Source organism: Pseudomonas sp. D4002 (assembly GCF_013385665.1).
Lineage (GTDB): Bacteria > Pseudomonadota > Gammaproteobacteria > Pseudomonadales > Pseudomonadaceae > Aquipseudomonas.
Genome location: NZ_JACAPN010000001.1, coordinates 1 through 18,770, shown reverse-complemented (window position 1 = coordinate 18,770; position 18,770 = coordinate 1). Strand labels below are relative to the sequence as shown.

Below are 18,770 nucleotides of genomic sequence, written 5' to 3'. Positions count from 1 at the left end.
TGTGGGAGCGGGCTTGCTCGCGAAAGCGCTGTATCAGTCGCCGGATGCATTCACTGACACACCGCTTTCGCGAGCAAGCCCGCTCCCACAGTTGACCGAGTTGTTTGCACTCATACCTTATGACTGGAAATCCACTATGAAAAAAACACTGCTCAGCCACCCAGTCAAAGCACTGGCGCTCGCCCTCGGATTGTTCAGCTCGGCGGTATTCGCCGCTGACGCACCGTTGAAAGTCGGCACCACCGCCGCCTTCGCCATTCCCCTGGAAGCCGCCGTCGAAGAGGCCGGCAAACAGGGTTTGAAAGTCGAACTGGTGGAATTCACCGACTGGATCGCACCCAACGTCAGCCTGGCAGCCGGCGATATCGACGTGAACTACTTCCAGCACATCCCGTTTTTGGAAAACGCCAAGGCCGCCGCCGGCTTTGACCTGGTGCCGTACGCGCCGGGCATCATCAACAACGTCGGCCTGTATTCGAAGAAGTACAAGAGCATCAACGACCTGCCCCAGGGCGCCAGCGTGGCGATTGCCAACGACCCGATCAACAGTGGTCGCGGCCTGCAACTGCTGGCCAAGGCCGGCTTGATCACGCTCAAGCCGGGCGTGGGCTACAAGGCCACTGAAGAAGACATCGTCACCAACCCGAAGAAGATCAAGATCCTGCAAGTCGAAGCCGTGCAACTGGTGCGCGCTTATGACGACGCCGACCTGGTGCAGGGCTACCCGGCGTATATCCGCCTGTCCAAGACCTTCGATGCCGAGTCGGCGCTGCTGTTCGACGGCCTCGACCACCCGGAATACGTGATCCAGTTCGTGGTCCAGCCCAAGAGCAAAACCGACCCGCGGGTGATCAAGTTCGTCGACATCTACCAGCACTCGCCGGTGGTGCGCGCCGCGTTGGATAAATCCCTTGGCAAGCTCTACCAAGTCGGCTGGGAAGATAAAAAATGACCGCCGCCCACTCTCAACTGCGCGACCTGGGCTTGCCGCCCAGGGACGCCGAGCAGACAGAACTGCACCCGGACCTGAACCGCGCGCACGTGCGCTTTATCAACCTGGGCAAGACCTATGACGGCCAATCCGTGCCCGCCCTGCAAGGCATCGACCTGGCGATCCAGCGCGGCGAAGTCTTCGGCATCATCGGCCGCAGCGGCGCCGGCAAGTCGTCGCTGATCCGCACCATCAACCGCCTGGAACAACCGAGCAGCGGCCGGGTATTGATTGACCAGGTGGACATCGGCGACTTCGACGAAGACCGCCTGGTCGCCCTGCGCCGACGCATCGGCATGATCTTCCAGCACTTCAACCTGATGTCGGCCAAGACTGTGTGGCAGAACGTCGAACTGCCGTTGAAAGTCGCAGGCGTGCCCAAGGAGCAGCGCGAGAAGAAGGTGCGTGAACTGCTGGAATTGGTCGGTTTGCAGGATAAGCACAAGGCTTACCCGGCCCAGCTGTCCGGCGGGCAGAAACAGCGGGTGGGCATCGCCCGCTCACTGGTGCATGACCCACAGATTCTGTTGTGCGACGAAGCCACTTCAGCGCTCGACCCTGAGACCACGCAATCCATCCTCGGTCTGCTGCGGGAGATCAACAAACGCCTGGGCTTGACCATCGTGCTGATCACCCACGAAATGGCCGTGATTCGCGAAATCTGCGACCGCGTGGTGGTGCTGGAACACGGCCATGTGGTCGAGCAAGGTCCGGTGTGGGAAGTGTTCGGCAACCCGCAGCATGAGGTCAGTAAAACCCTGCTGGCGCCGCTGCAACATGGCCTGCCTGAAGAGTTGCAAAGCCGCCTGCAGGCCAATCCGACCTCAAAGGACGCCGCCGTGGTGCTGCGCTTGCAACTGACTGGCAGTGCCGAAGACGAACCCGATCTTGCTGCGTTGTTCAGCGCCCTCGGCGGGCGCGTGCGCTTGCTGCAAGGCGGTGTGGAACGCATCCAGGGCCACGCCTTGGGGCAATTGCTGCTGGCGGTGAGCGGCTCGTCCCTGACCGCCGAAGAACTGCGCAGCCGCGCCGGGCGCTGGGCACAACAGGTGGAGGTGCTGGGCTATGTGGTTTGATCGTTTATTGCAGGGCGCCATCGACACACTGTTGATGGTCGGAGTGTCGTCGTTGATTGCATTGCTGGTGGGGATTCCGCTGGCGGTGTTTCTGGTGACCAGCGACAAGGGCGGCATCTATCAGGCGCCTGCCTTGAATCGGGTGCTGGGGGCGTTCGTTAACCTGTTCCGCTCGATCCCGTTTTTGATTTTGATGGTGGCGCTGATTCCGTTCACCCGGTTGATCGTCGGCACCACCTATGGCGTGTGGGCGGCGGTGGTGCCGTTGACCATCGCGGCCACGCCGTTCTTTGCGCGGATCGCCGAAGTCAGCTTGCGCGAAGTCGATCACGGATTGATCGAAGCGGCGCAAGCCATGGGTTGCCGGCGCTGGCATATCGTCTGGCATGTGCTGCTGCCGGAGGCGCTGCCGGGGATTGTCGGCGGGTTCACGATTACCCTGGTGACGATGATCAACTCCTCGGCCATGGCCGGCGCAATTGGCGCCGGTGGGCTGGGGGATATTGCCTATCGCTATGGCTATCAGCGTTTTGACACGCAGATCATGCTCACCGTGATTGTGCTGCTGGTGATCCTGGTAGCCGTGATTCAGTTGGGCGGCGATCGGTTGGCCAGGGTTCTGAACAAGAGGTGAGGTATAGTCGGGCCATCTCAGCGCCCGGTATAACCTGCCATGAAACTCGCCCCCGACGACCTCGACCAGATCACCTCCACCACCCTTGGCCACTACAACAAAGTGGCCGAGGATTTTCGTGAAGGCACCCGCGATCACGATGTGAGCCAGAACATTGATGCGTTGCTGCGGCATATCCAGGGCGACGCACCGTTTACCGTGCTGGATTTCGGCTGCGGGCCGGGGCGGGATTTGCAGACGTTTACCCGCATGGGCCACATCGCGGTGGGGCTCGATGGTTCGGAGCGCTTTGCACAGATGGCCCGGGAAGACAGCGGCTGTGAAGTGCTGCAACAGGACTTCCTGAAGCTGGATTTGCCGGCCGGCCGTTTCGACGGGATCTTCGCCAATGCGGTGCTGTTTCATATTCCCAAGCAGGAACTGCCGCGCATTCTTGGGCAGTTGCATGGGGCGTTGAAGGTCGGTGGAGTGTTGTTCAGCTCAAACCCTCGAGGTGAAAACCAGGAGGGCTGGAATGGGCCGCGGTATGGCTCGTATCACGACTTGCAGGCGTGGCAGGAATTGCTGACGGCTGCGGGGTTTATGGAGTTGGAGCATTACTACCGGCCAGCGGGATTGCCTCGGGAACAACAGCCGTGGCTGGCGAGTGTGTGGCGCAAGCTGTAGGTCTTTGTTGTTTGGGCTTACGCCTTCGCGAGCAAGCCCGCTCCCACATTTTGGAATGCATTCCCCTGTGGGAGCGGGCTTGCTCGCGAAGGACTCACAGCCGCCACTCATCCACCTGATACACCACAGCCTGGGCGCCAGGTACAAAAGCCGTAATACGCCCCTCAGCAAAATTCGCCACCAACCGCGTCCCATCGGCAAACGTGGTCTGCTGCACCTGTTTATCTTCGGTCAGCCAGCGAAAATCGGTCATCGCCTGAGTCGCCAACCGCTCATGCAGCGGCCGGAAGAACGCGTCCTGGCGCTGAATAACCGGCAAGCGCTGCTTCACCGTCGCCGCACTCAGGTGATACAGCGGCGGCACGTTGTAGAGCAGTTGCGTCAGCTCGTTTTCGGCCCGCACGTTGCTCAGTTTCAGGCTGTCGAACAGCCAATGGTGGGTGGTGATCACCGAGCCATGGAACACCGCCTGATACAGCGGCAGGCGCATCGTCGGGTCAAAGTAGACCGTGCGAAACGGCTCTTTCAACGGCACCGACTTGAAGAACACCGCCGGCTGTTCCGGCGGGTACCAAGCCCCGACGTAATACGGCGACTGCTTGTCCTTGGTCATCTCCCGATCACCCCAGCCCAGCACCGGCGTTTGCATGCCGTGGGCAAACAGGATGCCTCGGGCGGTGATCGCGTTGCCGTCCTCGGAACCTGCCGGCAACTTCAGCGCCGTATTGATCCAGCGGGCCGCATCGATATTGCCTTCGGCATTTTGTGCCTGGGTCATGCTCGCACCCGTGCGATAGCTGTCGAACAACATACTGGTGGCATAGGCGTCGAGGAACCAGGCGTTGAACCCGGACTTGGCCTGCACCGCCTTGATCCGCGCCTCCAGCAACGGCCGCACGCAGCGCGGGTCGGTGTAGTGGCCGGACTTCTGGAAGCCTGTCTTGAGCTGGCCGCCCTTCAACACGATCGCGCACTCGCCATAGGCCTTGCTGCCCAGGTGCGCGGTGGTCCAGTCGGGATTTTCGGTGGCAGACAGTGCCGTTTCATAAGAGTCGTAGGGCGCCATCAGGTAACCGGCGTCGACCCCGGTCTTCACCGCCTCAGGATGCCAGAGCCCGCCTTCCCAGCCTTCGCCCTGGGTCACCAGCAGGCGCTTGAGACCGGCGCCTTTCAGCGCGTTGGTGACGGACAAGGTGTTGCCCCAAGTCTTAGGCGTGGCGCTCAAGGCACCCGCAAAAGCCACGGCCAACTCGCGACGCAGCGCACCATAGCCATCAGCGAGTTGGGTCATATTCGGCTCGGTGGAGGGCTGCCAGCTTTGCCGGGCCTTTGTGTTGATCGCCGCGTTCAGGCCGCGCAGCAGGACAGCCTGCTCATACGGTTGCTTGACCTGCCGAACCTGCGCAGCCTCTTTGTCCAGCAAGCCATTCAATTCAGCCGCCAAGCCTTTACCGCTGCGCAGCAGCTTGAGCAGTTGCGGCCAGTCGCGCACATCCCCCGGAGCCAGCAGATCATTGCCCCACAGGTAGATATGGCTGGCGCCCAGCAGCTTTTCCGCTTCCGGGGTTTGCCGCAACTTGTCCGCCAACGGTTCAAACAGCCCCTGCTCCACCAGCCACTGGTGATAACGCTTGGCGCCGGCCAGCGGGTCGCTTTCGCCCAGGTGCAACAGAACGGTCATCGGTGCCGCGGGGTCCAGCGTGGTGAATTCATGGAAGGCGGACAACGCCAGTCCTTTGCCGTCGGCCTGCCAGTGCAGACGGTTGTTGTAAGGATTGGTCATCAGCCAGTTGAGGGTAAACGCGCCGTGATCCACGCCCCACAGCGGCAAGCTGAGGTCCTGGGTGGTGTTGACGTCGCCCTGTTCCAGCAGGAAGTCCTGCCACACACCATTGCCCGCCGGCACGTAATGCCCTTCGGCCAGGGGCCAGATCAGGCCCTTGCCCATGGCGCTGGCGGGTTGGCGCAGGATCGCCAACTCACCGGCATCACGGGCGGTAATCGTCAGGGCAAGATCCCGTTGCTCGAGGGTGGCGCTCAGGCGATAGGCGCCATCGTCCCATTGCCAACTGGCCTGACGGGTGCTTTGGGAGAGCTGGTTGACCCTGTGCGCAGGGCCTCCGCTTGAAGCCTGCACGGCGGTCTTGTCGCTGGGGAAAACGTGGATCGCAAGGGTCGCCGGGTCGATCTCAACCCGCCACAGGGCGTTCTCCAGCACCGTGCCGGCAAGGGCCACGGGCGACAGTAACAAGCTACAAACCAGCAGGAAACAACGCATGGGGCAGGCCTTGGCAAAGGATCAGGCCCGGAGGGTAAAACAATTGATCGGGTGCGAAGGGCAAAAAAATGTTTCAGGGAACATTCCCACGTCCGTGTAGGAATGTCACCGCTGTGACCGTCAGGCTTGTTCTTTCTTCGGCTCGCGAATCTTGTACCAGGCCACGTACAGCGCCGGCAGGAACAGCAGCGTCAGCAAGGTGGCGATGATGATCCCGCCGATCATCGCGTAGGCCATCGGGCCCCAGAACACTTCACGGGCGATAGGGATCATGCCCAGGCTGGCCGCTGCTGCGGTCAGCAGGATCGGCCGGCGCCGGTGTTCGGTAGCTTCCACCACCGCGTCCCACGGCGTGTAGCCGTCGCGCTCGTAGGCGTCGATCTGCGTCACCAGGATCACCGAGTTACGGATAATGATGCCGATCAGCGCAAGGATCCCGAGAATCGCCACAAAGCCCATGGGCGTGCCCGTGGGAATCAGCGCCAACACCACGCCAATCAGCCCCAGCGGCGCCACGCTGGCCACCAGGAACATCTTCTGCACGCTGTGCAGCTGGATCATCAGGAAGGTCGCCATCAGGAACAACATCAACGGTACTACCCTGGCAATCGGGCCCTGGGCCTTGCCGCTTTCTTCCACGGTGCCGCCGGTGGCGACCTTGTAGCCCACCGGCAACCCAGCACTGAACTTGTCGATGTCCGGCTTGAGCTGTTTCACCAGGTCGGTCGGCTGCATGTCGTCGCGCACCGCCGCCTTGATGGTGATGGTCGGCTTGCGGTCGCGACGCCATACCAACGGCTGTTCCAGCTCATAACGCACGGTGGCGAACGCCAGCAGCGGAATCGAGGTGCCGTTGGGCGTGACGATCTGCAGGTTCTGCAAGGTTTCCGGCGTACCGCGTTCGGCATCTTCGGCGCGACCGACCACGTTGATCAGGTAGATATCGTCATGCACCTGGGTCACCGACGCACCGCTGACCACGCTGTTCATCAACTGCGCCACGTCTTCCGACGACAGCCCCAATTGCCGCGCCTTGTCCTGGGCGATGTCCACCCGCAGGACTTTGCCCGGCTCGTTCCAGTCGTAGATGATCTCGCCCATGTGGGTATTTTTATCGAGCATGGTCGCCAGTTCGATCGCGTGTTTGCGCACCTGGTCGATGTCCTTGCCAGACACCCGATACTGGATCGGACGCCCCACCGGCGGCCCCATTTCCAGTGGCTGCACGAAACTGCCCACGCCGACAAAATCTTCCCGCAGGCGTTTTTGCAGGCGCGCAATCAAGGCGCCGCGCTCTTCCAGGCCCTTGCTGACGATCACCAGTTGCGCGTAGTACGGGTTCTCCAGTTGCTGGTCCAGCGGCAGGTAGAAGCGGATCGCGCCCTGGCCGATATAGGTGCTCCAGCGGGCGATGTCCGGGTCGTCCTTGATGATCGCCTCAAGACGGTCGACGGCCTTGCGGGTCTCGTTGATCGAGGCGTTTTGCGGCAGGTTGAGGTCGACGAGAATTTCCGGACGGTCCGAGGACGGGAAAAACTGGTTCTGCACAAACTGCATGGAAAACACCGACGCCACAAACAACAGCACGGTGATGCCGATGGCCCACCAGCGATTGCGCATGGCCCACAGCATGCCGCCATTGAACGCCCGGCCCACACGGCCGGGCTCGGCGTTATGGGGTTTTACCTTGCTGCTGAGGATATGCACCCCGAGCACCGGCGCGAACAATACCGCGACCACCCACGACACCAGCATCGCCACGGCAATCACCGCGAACAGCGTGAAGGTGTACTCCCCCGCCGAACTGGCGTTGAGGCCAATCGGCACAAACCCGGCGACGGTCACCAGCGTGCCGGTCAACATCGGGAACGCGGTGGAGGTGTAGGCGAACGTCGCCGCCTGCTCCTTGGTCTCGCCTTTTTCCAGGCGCGTGATCATCATCTCCACGGTGATCATCGCGTCGTCCACCAACAGGCCGAGGGCGATGATCAACGCGCCCAGCGACACCCGCTGCATGGTGATGCCGCTGTACTCCATGAACACGAACACCAGCGCCAGCACCAGCGGGATCGAGCACGCCACCACCAACCCGGCACGCACGCCGAGGCTGATAAAGCTCACCACCAGCACGATGATCACCGCCTCGAACAACGCGCTGGTAAAGCCGCCAACGGCCTCCTCCACCACTTCGGCCTGGTCGGAAACCTTGTGCACGCCCACACCCACCGGCAGGTCGGCGGTCAGGTCGTCCATGCGTTTGTGCAGGGCCTTGCCGAAATCCTGGATGTTGCCGCCCTTCTGCATGGCGATGGCCAAGCCGATGGCGGGTTTGCCGTTGAAGCGGAACATCGGCGTCGACGGGTCGACATAGCCACGGGTGATTTCCGCCACGTCGGCCAGCCGATAGAAACGGTCATTGAGCCGCAGGTTGACGTTGGCCAGGTCCTTCTCCGAGGCGAACTGCCCGGAGGTGCGCACCGAAATCCGCTCCGGCCCGGCCTCGATCACCCCAGCCGGGGTCACGGCGTTCTGCGATTGCAGGCTCTGCACCACCTGGCGCTGATCGATCCCCAGCGCTGCGAGTTTGCGGGTGGAGAAATTCAGGTAAATCACTTCGTCCTGCTGGCCGATCATCTCGACCTTGCCCAGCCCCGGTACCGAACGAATTTCGGCGCGCACCTGCTCCACGTAATCGCGCAGCTGGCGCATCGACAGGCCGTCGGCGGTAAACGCGTACACCGAGCCGAACACATCCCCGAACTCGTCGTTGAACGCCGGCCCCTGCAAGCCTTGGGGGAAGCTGCCGCGAATATCGTCGATCTTCTTGCGGACCTGGTACCAGATCTGCGGGATGTCCTTGGCGCTGGTGGTGTCCCGCAGGAACACGAACACCGTGGACTCGCCGGGCCGGGTGTAGCTCTTCACGTAGTCGAGGGAGTCCAGCTCTTCGAGTTTTTTCTCGATGCGGTCGGTGACCTGCTTCAGGGTCTCTTCCTGGGTCGCACCCGGCCAGCGGGTCTGGATCACCATGGTCTTGATGGTGAACGACGGGTCTTCCTCGCGACCGAGGTTCATGTACGAGAACACGCCCATCAGCAGCGCGACGAACATCAGGTACCAGACGAAGGACTGATGCTTGAGGGCCCAGTCGGATAAGTTGAAGCTCCCTTTCATCGCGGGCTGTCCTCGTCGATTTTGACTTTTTGCCCGGGCTTCAGGCTGTTCACGCCGGCACTCACCACCCGCTCGCCGGGTTTGACGCCGGCGTTGAGCAAGGCGCTGTCGGCGTCGCGGCTGACGATGCTGACGTCACGGGGCTGTACGGTCTGGCTTTGGGTGTCGATGACCCAGATGCGGGTCTTGCCGTCGGCTTCCTGCAAGGCGCTGAGGGGCAGTTCGATACGCGGAGCGATGGCTGAGCTCAAGGTCACGCTGATAGCGGTGCCGAGGCGAAACGCGGGCGGCGTTTCGGCCAGGGTCAGGCGGGCGCGACGGGTGCGGGTGGCGCTTTGGGCCTGGGGTTCGATCTCGCGCACGGTGGCAGTCGTGCTGATGTTCGGGTCCATTTGCCCGGCGACCAGGAACACCACATCCGGCGGCAGGCGCTCGGCGAGGCCGGCGGGCAAGTCGATGACGGCTTCCTTGATGTCCGGTCGTGCCAGGGTCACCACTTGCTGCCCGGCGCTGACCACCTGGCCGGCCTCGGCATTCCAGGCGGTGACGATGCCTGCATGGTCGGTGCGCAGTTCGGCGTAGTTGAGCTGGTCCTTGGCCTGGTTGACCGAGGCCCTGGCCTGATCCAGGGAAGCCTGGGTGGTTTTCAAGTCGGTCTGGGCGATGTCCAGTTGGGCCTGGGCGCCGACGCCACGGCTGAACAGTTCCTGCTGGCGGCGGGCATTGGCCTGGGCGTTGATCCACTGTGCCTGGACCCGGGCCAGGTCGCCCTGGGCGGCGCGCAACTGGTTCTGTTGATCGGTGGGGTCGAGCACGGCCAACAACGCGCCCTGCTGCACTTCAGCGCCCACGTCGACCGCGCGCCGGGCGATACGGCCTGGCACACGGAAACCGAGATTGCTTTCGTAGCGGGCCTGGATCGTTCCGGCGAAGCGGCCGAGGTTTTCCTGGTCTTCGGCTTTCACTTCAATCGACAGCACCGGGCGCACCGGTTCCGGCGCCGGTTCTTCCTTGGAACATGCCATCAACAGCAGGCTGGCGGCGAGAACACACGTCAACTGCTTCATGGCTGCACTCCCTGGGCCTGGGCCTGATCCGGCGGCTGGGCGATTTCCACGATCATGCCGGGATGCAGCAGTTGCCCGCCGGCCACCACGACTTTTTCGCCGCCCTTGAGGCCGTCGCTGATGATCACCTTGCCGGTCAGGTAACGCGCGACCGTGACCTTGTGCAGTTGCGCCTTGCCGTCGTCGTCCACCAGCCAGACAGCAGGCGCGCTGATGTCTTTGGTCAAGGCTGCCCACGGCAATTCGATGCTGGCCTTAGCCGGCCCGTTGGCCGTGGCGCTGACCACCGAGCCCAGTTGCATGCCCTTGGGCAGCGCGTCGAGGGCGATTTTGACTTGCACCGTGCCGGTATTGGCGGCAACGGCCGGGGTGACTTCGCGCACCTTGCCCACGGCGGTGATCTGCGGGTTTTCCAGCAGGCTGACGGTAATCGGTTTGTCCGGCGGCGGCTCCACCAGCAGCGATTCATAGACGTTGAACACCGCGTCGCGCTCGCCATCCCGGGCCAGGCTGAAAATCGGCACGGTGGCCTGCACCACCTGGCCCACCTCGGCCTGGCGGGCGGTGATGATGCCCGGCGCGTCGGCGACCAGCGAGGTGTAGCCCAACTGCTCGCGGGCATTGGCCAACTGCGCCTGGGCGGCGGTCAGCGCGCTCTGGCTGCTGCGCAACGCGGCCTGGGCAGAGTCGTATTCGCTGCGGCTGGTGTAGCCCTTGGGCAAGAGTTTTTCCTGGCGCACAAACGCGGCGGCGGTCTGTTTGACCCGCGCCTGCTCGGCGACCACCTGGGCCTGGGCGGAGTCGACGTTGGTCTGCAAATCTTTCGGATCGAGCTTGGCCAGCACCTGCTTGGCGCTGACGCGGTCGCCGACATCCACCATGCGCTGGATGATCTTGCCGCCGACGCGGAACGACAGATCGGTCTGCACCCGGGCCTGGATATCGCCGGTCAAAGTCACGGCGGCGGCAAAGTCGGTGGACTTCACCGTCTGCACAAACACCCGGGAATGTTCCTTGGGTTCGGCTTTTTCCTGGCCGCAACCGCTCAGCAGCGCCAGCAAGCCAAGGCCGAGGATAAATGTGAGTTTGGGACCGCCCATGCAGGCTCCTTGCTTGATTGACGCGTCGGTGATTATGCGACTGTTAGCGTAGTTCAGGGTTCCGCGTCGTAGGCATTGACTTACAGGAAATCAGGACGCCCGCGACACATCTCCGCCAGCCGACGCAGGTAACATGCGGATCCACATAATCGCGAACATCCTCTCATGCTCAAAACCCTCGCGGTGGCCAATTACCGCTCGATCAACAAATTGGTGGTGCCGCTGGATCGGTTGAACCTGATTACCGGCCCCAATGGCAGCGGCAAGTCCAACCTGTACCGCGCCCTTCGGCTGCTGGCGGAGACGGCCCAGGGCGGCGTGATCAACGCACTGGCCCGTGAAGGCGGGCTGGATTCGACCTTCTGGGCCGGGCCGGAAAGCATCAGTCGGCGCATGCTCAGTGGTGAAGTGGCGGTGGAGCCCATCGTGCGCCAGGGCGCCAAGCGGCTGCGCCTGGGGTTTGCCGCAGAGGATTTCAGCTATGCGATTTCCCTGGGGTTGCCCGAGAAAACCTTGTCCTATTTTTCCCTGGACCCGGAGATCAAGAAAGAATGCATCTGGGCCGGGCATGTATTTCGCCCGGCGAGCCTGCTGGTGCAGCGCTCCGGCCCGATGGTACGTGCCCGCGATGGCCGCGCCTGGGATGTACTGGCCCAGCACACGCCGAACTACCACAGCCTGTTCGATCAGGTCGGCAGCCTGCGGGGTTCGCCGGAGGTATTGCTGCTGCGCGAAAGCATTCGCGGCTGGCGCTTTTATGACCACTTTCGCAGCGACGTCGACGCCCCGGTGCGCCAGCCGCAACTGGGCACGCGTACGCCGGTGCTGCATCACGATGGGCGGGACTTGGCGGCGGCGTTGCAGACCATCCGCGAGATTGGCGACCCGGACGCCTTGCAGCGGGCGATCAGCGATGCGTTTCCGGGCGCGCGGTTGAATATCGAGCCGTTGCAGGGCGGACGCTTTGCCATCGAGTTTTATCAGGAAGGATTGCTGCGGCCCTTGTCGGCAGCAGAGTTGTCGGACGGGACCTTGCGCTACTTGCTGCTGGTGGCGGCGCTGCTGACGCCGAGGCCACCGACGATGATGGTATTGAACGAACCGGAAACCAGCTTGCACCCGGATCTTTTGCCGGCGTTGGCGCGGCTGATCATCCAGGTGTCGCAGCAGTGTCAGGTGTGGGTGGTGTCCCATGCCAGCCGCTTGATTGCGGCGTTGCAGCAGGATGAAGGGTGTAATTCGATCGTGCTGGAGAAGGTGATGGGGCAGACGCAGGTGGTGGGGCAGCGGGTGCTGGATGAGCCGGCGTGGCATTGGCCCAGTTAGGCGGCGCCTGTGAGGGCCTCTTCGCGAGCAAGCCCGCTCCCACATTTGTCCGCATTCCAAAGGTGGAACTCGGTCGAATGTGGGAGCGGGCTTGCTCGCGAAGACGGTAGATCAGTCACCCAACAGCTAACTGATCAACCCTGCCACTTCCCGCCTTCAACAATCACACTCTCAGGCTTGGTGTCATCGCTCAGTTCCTTGCGAACATACTGGTCATACAGCTTGAGCAGATACTTCTCTTCGCCCAACTTCGCCAGCTCGGCATTCACCCAATCCCGCAGTTCGATGTTGCCCTTCTTCACCGCCGGCGCAATCGGCGCTTCATCCCCCAGTTTCTGCTCCAGCACGCGATAGCCCGGGTTCTGCTTGGCCCAGCTGAACAGCACCAGGTTGTCCTGGGCATAGGCATCACCACGGCCCGCTGACAACGCTTGCAGCGACTCGGAATTTTTCTCGAACTTCAGCAGTTTCCAGTCCGGGTGGTTCTTGGTCAGCCAGATATCCGCGGTGGTGCCGGTGGTGACGATGGTGGTGCGGGTCGCCAGGTCGTCCAGGCTCTTCACCGAGCTGTCCTGCGGCACCAGGGCCTGCACCGCGACTTTCAGGTTCGGGTTGGTGAAGTCCACCGCTTCCTTGCGCTCCGGCGTCACCGTCATGTTGGCGAGGATCAGGTCGACCTTGTCGCTTTGCAGGAACGGAATGCGGCTCGCCGGCTCTACGGCGACGAATTCAACCTTGTTCTCGTCCCCCAGCAGGTCCTTGGCGAAACGGCGGCCGATGTCGGTATCGAAGCCGACATAGCGGCCGGACTCATCCACGAAACCAAACGGCGGCTTGTCGGTGAATACGCCGACGATCAGCTTGTCCCGCGCCTTGATCTTGTCGATGTAGCTCACCGCAGCGGGTGCCGGGGTGGCAGCGGCAGCCGTCTTGGCGGGCTCTTCGGATTTATTGCAGCCGGCCAGCAAAGCGAGGCCGAACAGGGGGAATAACAACTTGGCAGTTTTCATGACAGCTCCAGTTCCTTGGTTCTTTTGGGCAGTGTTGAAACGAAGGAGAACTTCTCCAGGAACTGCTGCGCGCGTGCGGTTTGCGGGTTCGTAAAGAATGCCTCGGGGGTGTTTTGTTCGAGGATGCGGCCGGCCTCCATGAACACCACGCGGTCGGCGACGGCGCGGGCGAAGGCCATTTCATGGGTGACGATCAGCAGCGTCATGCCGTCCCGGGCCAGGCCCTGGATCACTTCCAGTACTTCCTTGACCATCTCCGGGTCGAGGGCCGCGGTGACTTCGTCAAACAGCATGACCTGCGGGTTCATGCACAGCGAGCGGACGATGGCGATGCGTTGCTGCTGGCCGCCCGACAGCTGGCGCGGGTAGGCGTCGCGTTTGTCGGAGAGGCCCACCCGTTCCAGCAGTTTTTCTGCCTGGGCCCGGGCTTCGCGGGGCTCGCGTTTTTGCACTTTCAGCGGGCCGAGCAGGAGGTTGTCGAGCACGCTCATGTGCGGGAACAGGTGATAACTCTGGAACACCATGCCCACGTCCTGGCGCACCTGGCGCCAGTCGGTGGCCTTGTCCAGCAGCTCCTTGCCCGCAAAACGCAGGCTGCCGCTGTGGGCCACTTCCAGGCCATTGAGGCACCGCAGCAATGTGCTTTTGCCGCAACCGCTGGGGCCGAGGATCACCACCACTTCGCCGCTTTGCACACTCAGGTCGATGCCGTCGAGCACCTGCTGGTCGCCGAAAAACTTGTTGAAACCCTGGAACTCGATCAATGCGCTCATGCTTGGGCCCAGCGCCGTTCCAGCACCTTGGAGGCGGCCGACAACGGGTAGCAGATAAAGAAGAAAAACAGGAACAGCGCGCCGTAGATCAACACCGACTCGTAGGTGCGCTCGATGATTTGCTGGCCGACCTTGATCACGTCCACCACACCGATCAGCACCGCCAGGGAGCTGGTCTTGATGATGCGGGTGTAGACGTTGATGGTCGGCGGCGTCATGCGTTTCAGGGCCTGGGGCAACAGCACGTAGCCGTACAGTTGCGGGTCCGACAGGCCAATCGACAGGCCGGCTTCACGCTGGCCTCGGGGCAACGAATGCAACGCACCGCGCACCACTTCGCCGACTTCACTGGCACCCCACAGCGACAACACCAGCACGGCGCACCAGAAGCTCGGAATGCTCAGGCCAAAGAAAATCGGCAGGCCGAAGAACAGCAAGTACAACCACACCAACACCGGAATGGCACGGAACAGCTCCAGGTAAATCCGCAGCACCAGGTTGATCGTTTTCGAATTCAACGTGCGCAGCACGCCATACACCACGCCGCCGACGGTGCTGAAGGCGATGCTCAAGAACGAAATCGACAGGGTTTGCGCCGCGCCCTTGCCCAGTTGCGGCAAGGACACCCAGAGTAATTCAAGACCCGAACTGGCCATGCTGGAGCCTCCTTTCAAGGCGGCTGAGCAGCAGCGACAGTGGCAGGAATAACAGCACGCAGATCAACGTGAGCACCGCGAGCATTTCGTAGGTTTTGTAGTAGAGGGCGATATAGCTTTTGGTGGTGTAGAGAATCTCCGGCACCGCCACCGCCGACACGATCGTGGTTTCCTTGAGCAGGAAAATAAAGTTCGCAAACAGCGCCGGCAGGCTGAGGATCCCGGCCTGGGGCAGGATCACATGGCGCAGCAGTTGCCAGTGGGACAGCCCGATGGACTTGCCCGATTCGATCTGTGCCAGCGGCACCGCCTCGACACCGGCGCGCAACACTTCCGTGAGGTAGGCGCCGCCGAGAAAGGTCATGGTGATGATTGCAGCCCAGAACCCGGAGATATTCAGCCCCAGGGCCGGCAACGCGAAATAGACGAAAAACAGTTGGATCAGCAGCGGTGTGTTGCGCGCCAACTCCACGTACAGCGCCACCAGGCGCCACACGTAGGGCGTGCGAAACACCAGCAGCGCGGCGTTGATCAAGGCCACCAGCATGGAGGTGCCAATGGCGATCAGGCCGACTTGCAGGGTAACGCCCACGGCCTTGAGAAACGCTGGCAGCGTGCTGAGGATAAATGCGTAATCGAAGGTCATCTGAAATCCCTGACGCCGCAGGGGTAAAGCGGCGTTGGTGCGGTCCGGTCCAGCGTGGGTAACGCCGGGTAGCGCCGACTTTAAAGGTATAAAAAGCAAAATTTAAATACCGAAATAGAATATTGATATCACCCAAATAGATAACCTGCGGATTCGCGGTGCAGATGGATGACAGCTACTGTTCCCGGGGAAGTAGGACGGGTCTTTTTATCGGAGCTGCACTTCAGGGATAGGCAGCGCGTGGCCAGACTGACGGCCAATCAACAGCGAGGGAGTGAACGATGAACGAGGCAAAACCGATTGATCCGCAGGAACTGGTGAAGTGGCTGGTGGCACTGCGCAGGGCCATTAACAGTCGAAATATCTGAGCTGACACAGTCCCAAATGTGGGAGCGGGCTTGCTCGCGAATGCGGTGTATCAGTCAGCAGATGTGTTGGCTGACCCACCGCATTCGCGAGCAAGCCCGCTCCCACATTTCGATTGTGTTCCAGCCATAAAAAACGCCGACGCTGTAGAAGCCGTCGGCGTTTAAACCTTGAAGGAGGTTTTTGGGTTCGATCAGAACGCCGGCACGACCGCGCCGTTGTATTTCTTCTCGATGAAAGCTTTCACTTCAGGGCTGGTCAGGGCTTTGGCCAGCTTCTGGATCGCGTCGCTGTCCTTGTTGTCCGGGCGGGCAACCAGGAAGTTCACGTACGGCGACTTGGCGTCTTCGATGATCAACGCGTCCTTGGCCGGGTTCAGGCCGGCTTCCAGGGCGTAGTTGGTGTTGATCAGGTCCAGGTCAACCTGGTCCAGGACGCGTGGCAGCAGCGCCGATTCCAGCTCTTTGAATTTCAGGTGTTTCGGGTTGCTGGCGATGTCTTTCGGCGTGGCCAGGGCGTTGGTCGGGTCTTTCAGAGTGATCACGCCAGCCTTTTGCAGCAGCAGCAGGGCACGGCCGGAGTTGCTGCCTTCGTTCGGGATCGCCACGGTGGCGCCATCTTTGAGCTCAGAGATGTTTTTGATCTTTTTCGAGTAGCCGCCGAAGGGTTCAACGTGCACACCCACTACGGTGACCAGGTTGGTGCCTTTACCCTTGTTGAAGTTTTCCAGGTACGGCAGGGTCTGGAAGTAGTTGGCGTCCAGACGCTTCTCGGCCACCTGTACGTTCGGTTGTACGTAGTCGGTGAAGACTTTGATTTCCAGGTCCACGCCTTCTTTGGCCAGGGTCGGCTTGACCAGCTCAAGGATCTCGGCGTGCGGGATCGGGGTAGCGGCTACCACCAGTTTCTCGTTGGCCTGGGCGAAGCTTGCGGTCAGGGCAGCCGCCAGTGCGGTAAACAACAGAACCTTTTTCATGCAGTGTCCTTATCGAAAATCCGGGTCGTCTGGGACGGCCGCTTTTTTAGTGGATGCCAGCGAAGTGCTATCGCGGCGTGGAGCGGACAATACCGAGGTTTTTTATTCCAGAACAATACTTTTTATTCACTTTGATATTCCATTTTGTTCATGCAGGAGCCCGTCTTGCCGGCGATGGCGGTCTTGAGCCTTGCGATGCTCCTGAGGACGCCATCGCCGGCAAGCCGGGCTCCTACAAAACAGCGTGTTCTTTCAGATAGCTTTTCAGGGCTTCAACCTCGGCGGCGCTGGCGTGGCCAAGAATTCGCCGCACCTGCTCCACAGGTGAACCCGCCACGGGCAGGTTCAAATGCTCAGGCAAAATCTCGTCGCCACTGCTGACCAGCAAGGCAAAGTGAATCACGTTCTCCAACTCCCGGGTGTTGCCCGGCCAGCTGTGATGCTCCAGCACGCGCTGGGCTTCGTCGCTGATCAGCGGCACCGGCAGGTCGAGGCGCTGGCTGTAGATGCCGAGGAAATATTCGGCCAGTGACAGGATGTCGCCCACCCGCTCGCGCAGTGCGGGCAGCTCCAGTTGGCCTTCGCTGAGGTAATGGAACAGGCGCTCATGAAACTTGCCGGCCGCCACGGCCTGGGCGAGGTCGATGCTGGTGGCCGCCACCAGCCGCACATCCACCGGGCTTGGCTGATGGGCGCCGACGCGGGTGACTTCGTGGTTTTCCAGCGCCGCCAGCAGCTTGACCTGGATTGGCAGCGGCAAGTCGCCGATTTCATCCAGGTACAACGTGCCGCCGTTGGCTGAGCCAAACCAGCCGGCGCGGCTGCTGGCTGCGCCGCTGTGGCTGCCTGCGGCGTAGCCGAACAGTTCGGCGTCGGCGTATGTCGGGCTGATGGCGCCGCAATTCACCGAGACAAACAGGCCGGTGCGGTCGCTGCCACGGTGGATATGCCGGGCGAGCAACTCCTTGCCGCTGCCGGTTTCGCCGCGGATCAACACGGGCAAGGCACGGGGGGCGAGGTTTTCGAGGTCTTCGCGCAGTTGCCGCGAACGCGGGTCGACAAACACCAGCGCCTTGGCACGAATGCTCAGGGGGCTTTTTTCGGCGTCGGGGAAGGTCAGCAGGGGCTGACCGAAGGTTTCATGCAGGCTCATGGCAGGCTCCCGCCCCATCCACGAAGGGGAAGGGGCGTTTAAAAAATTTTATGCACGGCGCCGGGAGTGATGTTCCAGGCGATTTTGCAGGCGATAGAGGTAGGCGAAACCCTGTTCCCAGCGTTGATGGCCGGACTTCACGTTGATGTGCCCGGCGCCCGCGAGAATTCCCGCTTCGGCGCCCCAGTTACGTGCCAGTTCCAAGGCGCGGGTGGCGCTGACGGCGCTGTCGTTGTCGGAGCTGACGACCTGGCTTGGGAAGGGCAACAGGTGGCTGGGGATTGGCGCAAAGTTACGCAGGGCGGGTGCGCAGGCAGGGCGTTCGACATCGGCCGGGGCCACCAGCAGGGCGCCGCGTACCTGACGCAGGAACTGCACCGGTGCGGTGGCCGCCCAATGGGCGACGGTGATGCAGCCCAGGCTGTGGGCGATCAAAATCACCGGGGTGCTGTCGGCGGCGATGGCTTCGGCCAGGGCTGCCACCCAGTCTTCGCGGCGTGGGGTGAGCCAGTCGGCCTGCTCCACGCGCGCGCTGTTGGGCAGGCTGTTCTGCCAATGACTTTGCCAATGATCTTCTGGCGATCCTTGCCAGCCCGGCACGATCAGATAACGAATCGACTCGCTGTGCATGGGTGTGCCCTCCTGCAGCGTTTAACGTTGTGGGTCAGTATAAGCACGGGGTATATATTCGTTAAGGAATAAGAAGCTATTTATTAATAACCAAAATGCTTGTTGAGAGTGATGGGGGGTTTAGGGGGATGGGGGTACATATCCGTTTCTTCGGTTATGGCCGCTATTGGTTCCGCTCTTACAGCGGCTCACTTTTGAAGAGCGCAAAAGTAAGCAAAACGCTCTTGCCCCACCACTCGGCACCTCGC

Annotated in this window: 16 protein-coding genes; 5 read left to right on the top strand and 11 right to left on the bottom strand. The window is 61.8% G+C overall.

The genetic code is table 11. The features are described from left to right. The first annotated feature begins 136 nt into the window (after positions 1-136). The 4 genes from HX824_RS00080 to HX824_RS00065 are packed head-to-tail and all read left to right on the top strand — an operon-like array spanning position 137 to position 3,367. Complete coding sequence (locus HX824_RS00080; RefSeq protein ID WP_003211844.1) at positions 137-952, top strand: MetQ/NlpA family ABC transporter substrate-binding protein; 816 nt, start codon at positions 137-139, stop codon at positions 950-952. Continuing rightward, a complete protein-coding gene (locus tag HX824_RS00075) occupies positions 949-2,067 on the top strand; it encodes a methionine ABC transporter ATP-binding protein (protein ID WP_003211842.1) in 1,119 nt (372 codons plus the stop codon). The genes HX824_RS00080 and HX824_RS00075 overlap by 4 nt, the downstream gene beginning before the upstream one ends. Continuing rightward, on the top strand, positions 2,057-2,701 hold the full coding sequence (locus tag HX824_RS00070; protein ID WP_003211840.1) for a methionine ABC transporter permease: 645 nt from the start codon (positions 2,057-2,059) through the stop codon (positions 2,699-2,701). The genes HX824_RS00075 and HX824_RS00070 overlap by 11 nt, the downstream gene beginning before the upstream one ends. A 39-nt stretch (positions 2,702-2,740) precedes the next feature. Continuing rightward, on the top strand, positions 2,741-3,367 hold the full coding sequence (locus HX824_RS00065) for a bifunctional 2-polyprenyl-6-hydroxyphenol methylase/3-demethylubiquinol 3-O-methyltransferase UbiG (RefSeq protein WP_008435824.1): 627 nt from the start codon (positions 2,741-2,743) through the stop codon (positions 3,365-3,367). 94 nt (positions 3,368-3,461) lie between these two features. Here HX824_RS00065 and HX824_RS00060 read toward each other — a convergent pair whose 3' ends face one another. The 4 genes from HX824_RS00060 to HX824_RS00045 form a co-directional block, all read right to left on the bottom strand. Then, positions 3,462-5,645 (bottom strand): glycoside hydrolase, encoded by a 2,184-nt coding sequence (locus HX824_RS00060; protein WP_177053983.1) that lies wholly within the window; start codon positions 5,643-5,645, stop codon positions 3,462-3,464. A gap of 120 nt (positions 5,646-5,765) precedes the next feature. Beyond that, entirely contained in the window at positions 5,766-8,819 is a 3,054-nt protein-coding gene (locus HX824_RS00055; RefSeq protein ID WP_003211834.1) for an efflux RND transporter permease subunit, read from the bottom strand. Further along, complete coding sequence (locus HX824_RS00050; protein WP_177053982.1) at positions 8,816-9,886, bottom strand: efflux RND transporter periplasmic adaptor subunit; 1,071 nt, start codon at positions 9,884-9,886, stop codon at positions 8,816-8,818. Before HX824_RS00050 ends, HX824_RS00055 begins: the two co-directional genes overlap by 4 nt. Beyond that, positions 9,883-10,986 (bottom strand): efflux RND transporter periplasmic adaptor subunit, encoded by a 1,104-nt coding sequence (locus HX824_RS00045; protein WP_003211832.1) that lies wholly within the window; start codon positions 10,984-10,986, stop codon positions 9,883-9,885. Before HX824_RS00045 ends, HX824_RS00050 begins: the two co-directional genes overlap by 4 nt. 165 nt (positions 10,987-11,151) lie before the next feature. Between HX824_RS00045 and HX824_RS00040 the strand changes: the two genes are divergently transcribed. Then, positions 11,152-12,312 (top strand): AAA family ATPase, encoded by a 1,161-nt coding sequence (locus HX824_RS00040; RefSeq protein ID WP_102606019.1) that lies wholly within the window; start codon positions 11,152-11,154, stop codon positions 12,310-12,312. A gap of 134 nt (positions 12,313-12,446) precedes the next feature. On the opposite strand, the gene HX824_RS00035 is transcribed toward HX824_RS00040, so the two are convergent. The 7 genes from HX824_RS00035 to HX824_RS00005 form a co-directional block, all read right to left on the bottom strand. Beyond that, positions 12,447-13,322: a transporter substrate-binding domain-containing protein gene (locus HX824_RS00035; protein WP_008435828.1), complete on the bottom strand. Its 876-nt coding sequence runs from the start codon at positions 13,320-13,322 to the stop codon at positions 12,447-12,449. Continuing rightward, entirely contained in the window at positions 13,319-14,095 is a 777-nt protein-coding gene (locus tag HX824_RS00030) for an amino acid ABC transporter ATP-binding protein (RefSeq protein WP_003211829.1), read from the bottom strand. The genes HX824_RS00035 and HX824_RS00030 overlap by 4 nt, the downstream gene beginning before the upstream one ends. Further along, complete coding sequence (locus tag HX824_RS00025; RefSeq protein ID WP_177053981.1) at positions 14,092-14,751, bottom strand: amino acid ABC transporter permease; 660 nt, start codon at positions 14,749-14,751, stop codon at positions 14,092-14,094. The genes HX824_RS00030 and HX824_RS00025 overlap by 4 nt, the downstream gene beginning before the upstream one ends. Further along, a complete protein-coding gene (locus tag HX824_RS00020; RefSeq protein ID WP_003211825.1) occupies positions 14,732-15,397 on the bottom strand; it encodes an amino acid ABC transporter permease in 666 nt (221 codons plus the stop codon). Before HX824_RS00020 ends, HX824_RS00025 begins: the two co-directional genes overlap by 20 nt. A 559-nt stretch (positions 15,398-15,956) precedes the next feature. After that, entirely contained in the window at positions 15,957-16,739 is a 783-nt protein-coding gene (locus tag HX824_RS00015; protein ID WP_003211822.1) for a MetQ/NlpA family ABC transporter substrate-binding protein, read from the bottom strand. Positions 16,740-16,971: 232 nt separating this feature from the next. Beyond that, positions 16,972-17,892: a sigma 54-interacting transcriptional regulator gene (locus HX824_RS00010; protein ID WP_003211821.1), complete on the bottom strand. Its 921-nt coding sequence runs from the start codon at positions 17,890-17,892 to the stop codon at positions 16,972-16,974. 48 nt (positions 17,893-17,940) lie between these two features. Next, positions 17,941-18,522, bottom strand: coding sequence for an alpha/beta hydrolase (locus HX824_RS00005; protein ID WP_003211820.1), 582 nt, complete (start codon positions 18,520-18,522; stop codon positions 17,941-17,943). Positions 18,523-18,770 lie beyond the last annotated feature (248 nt).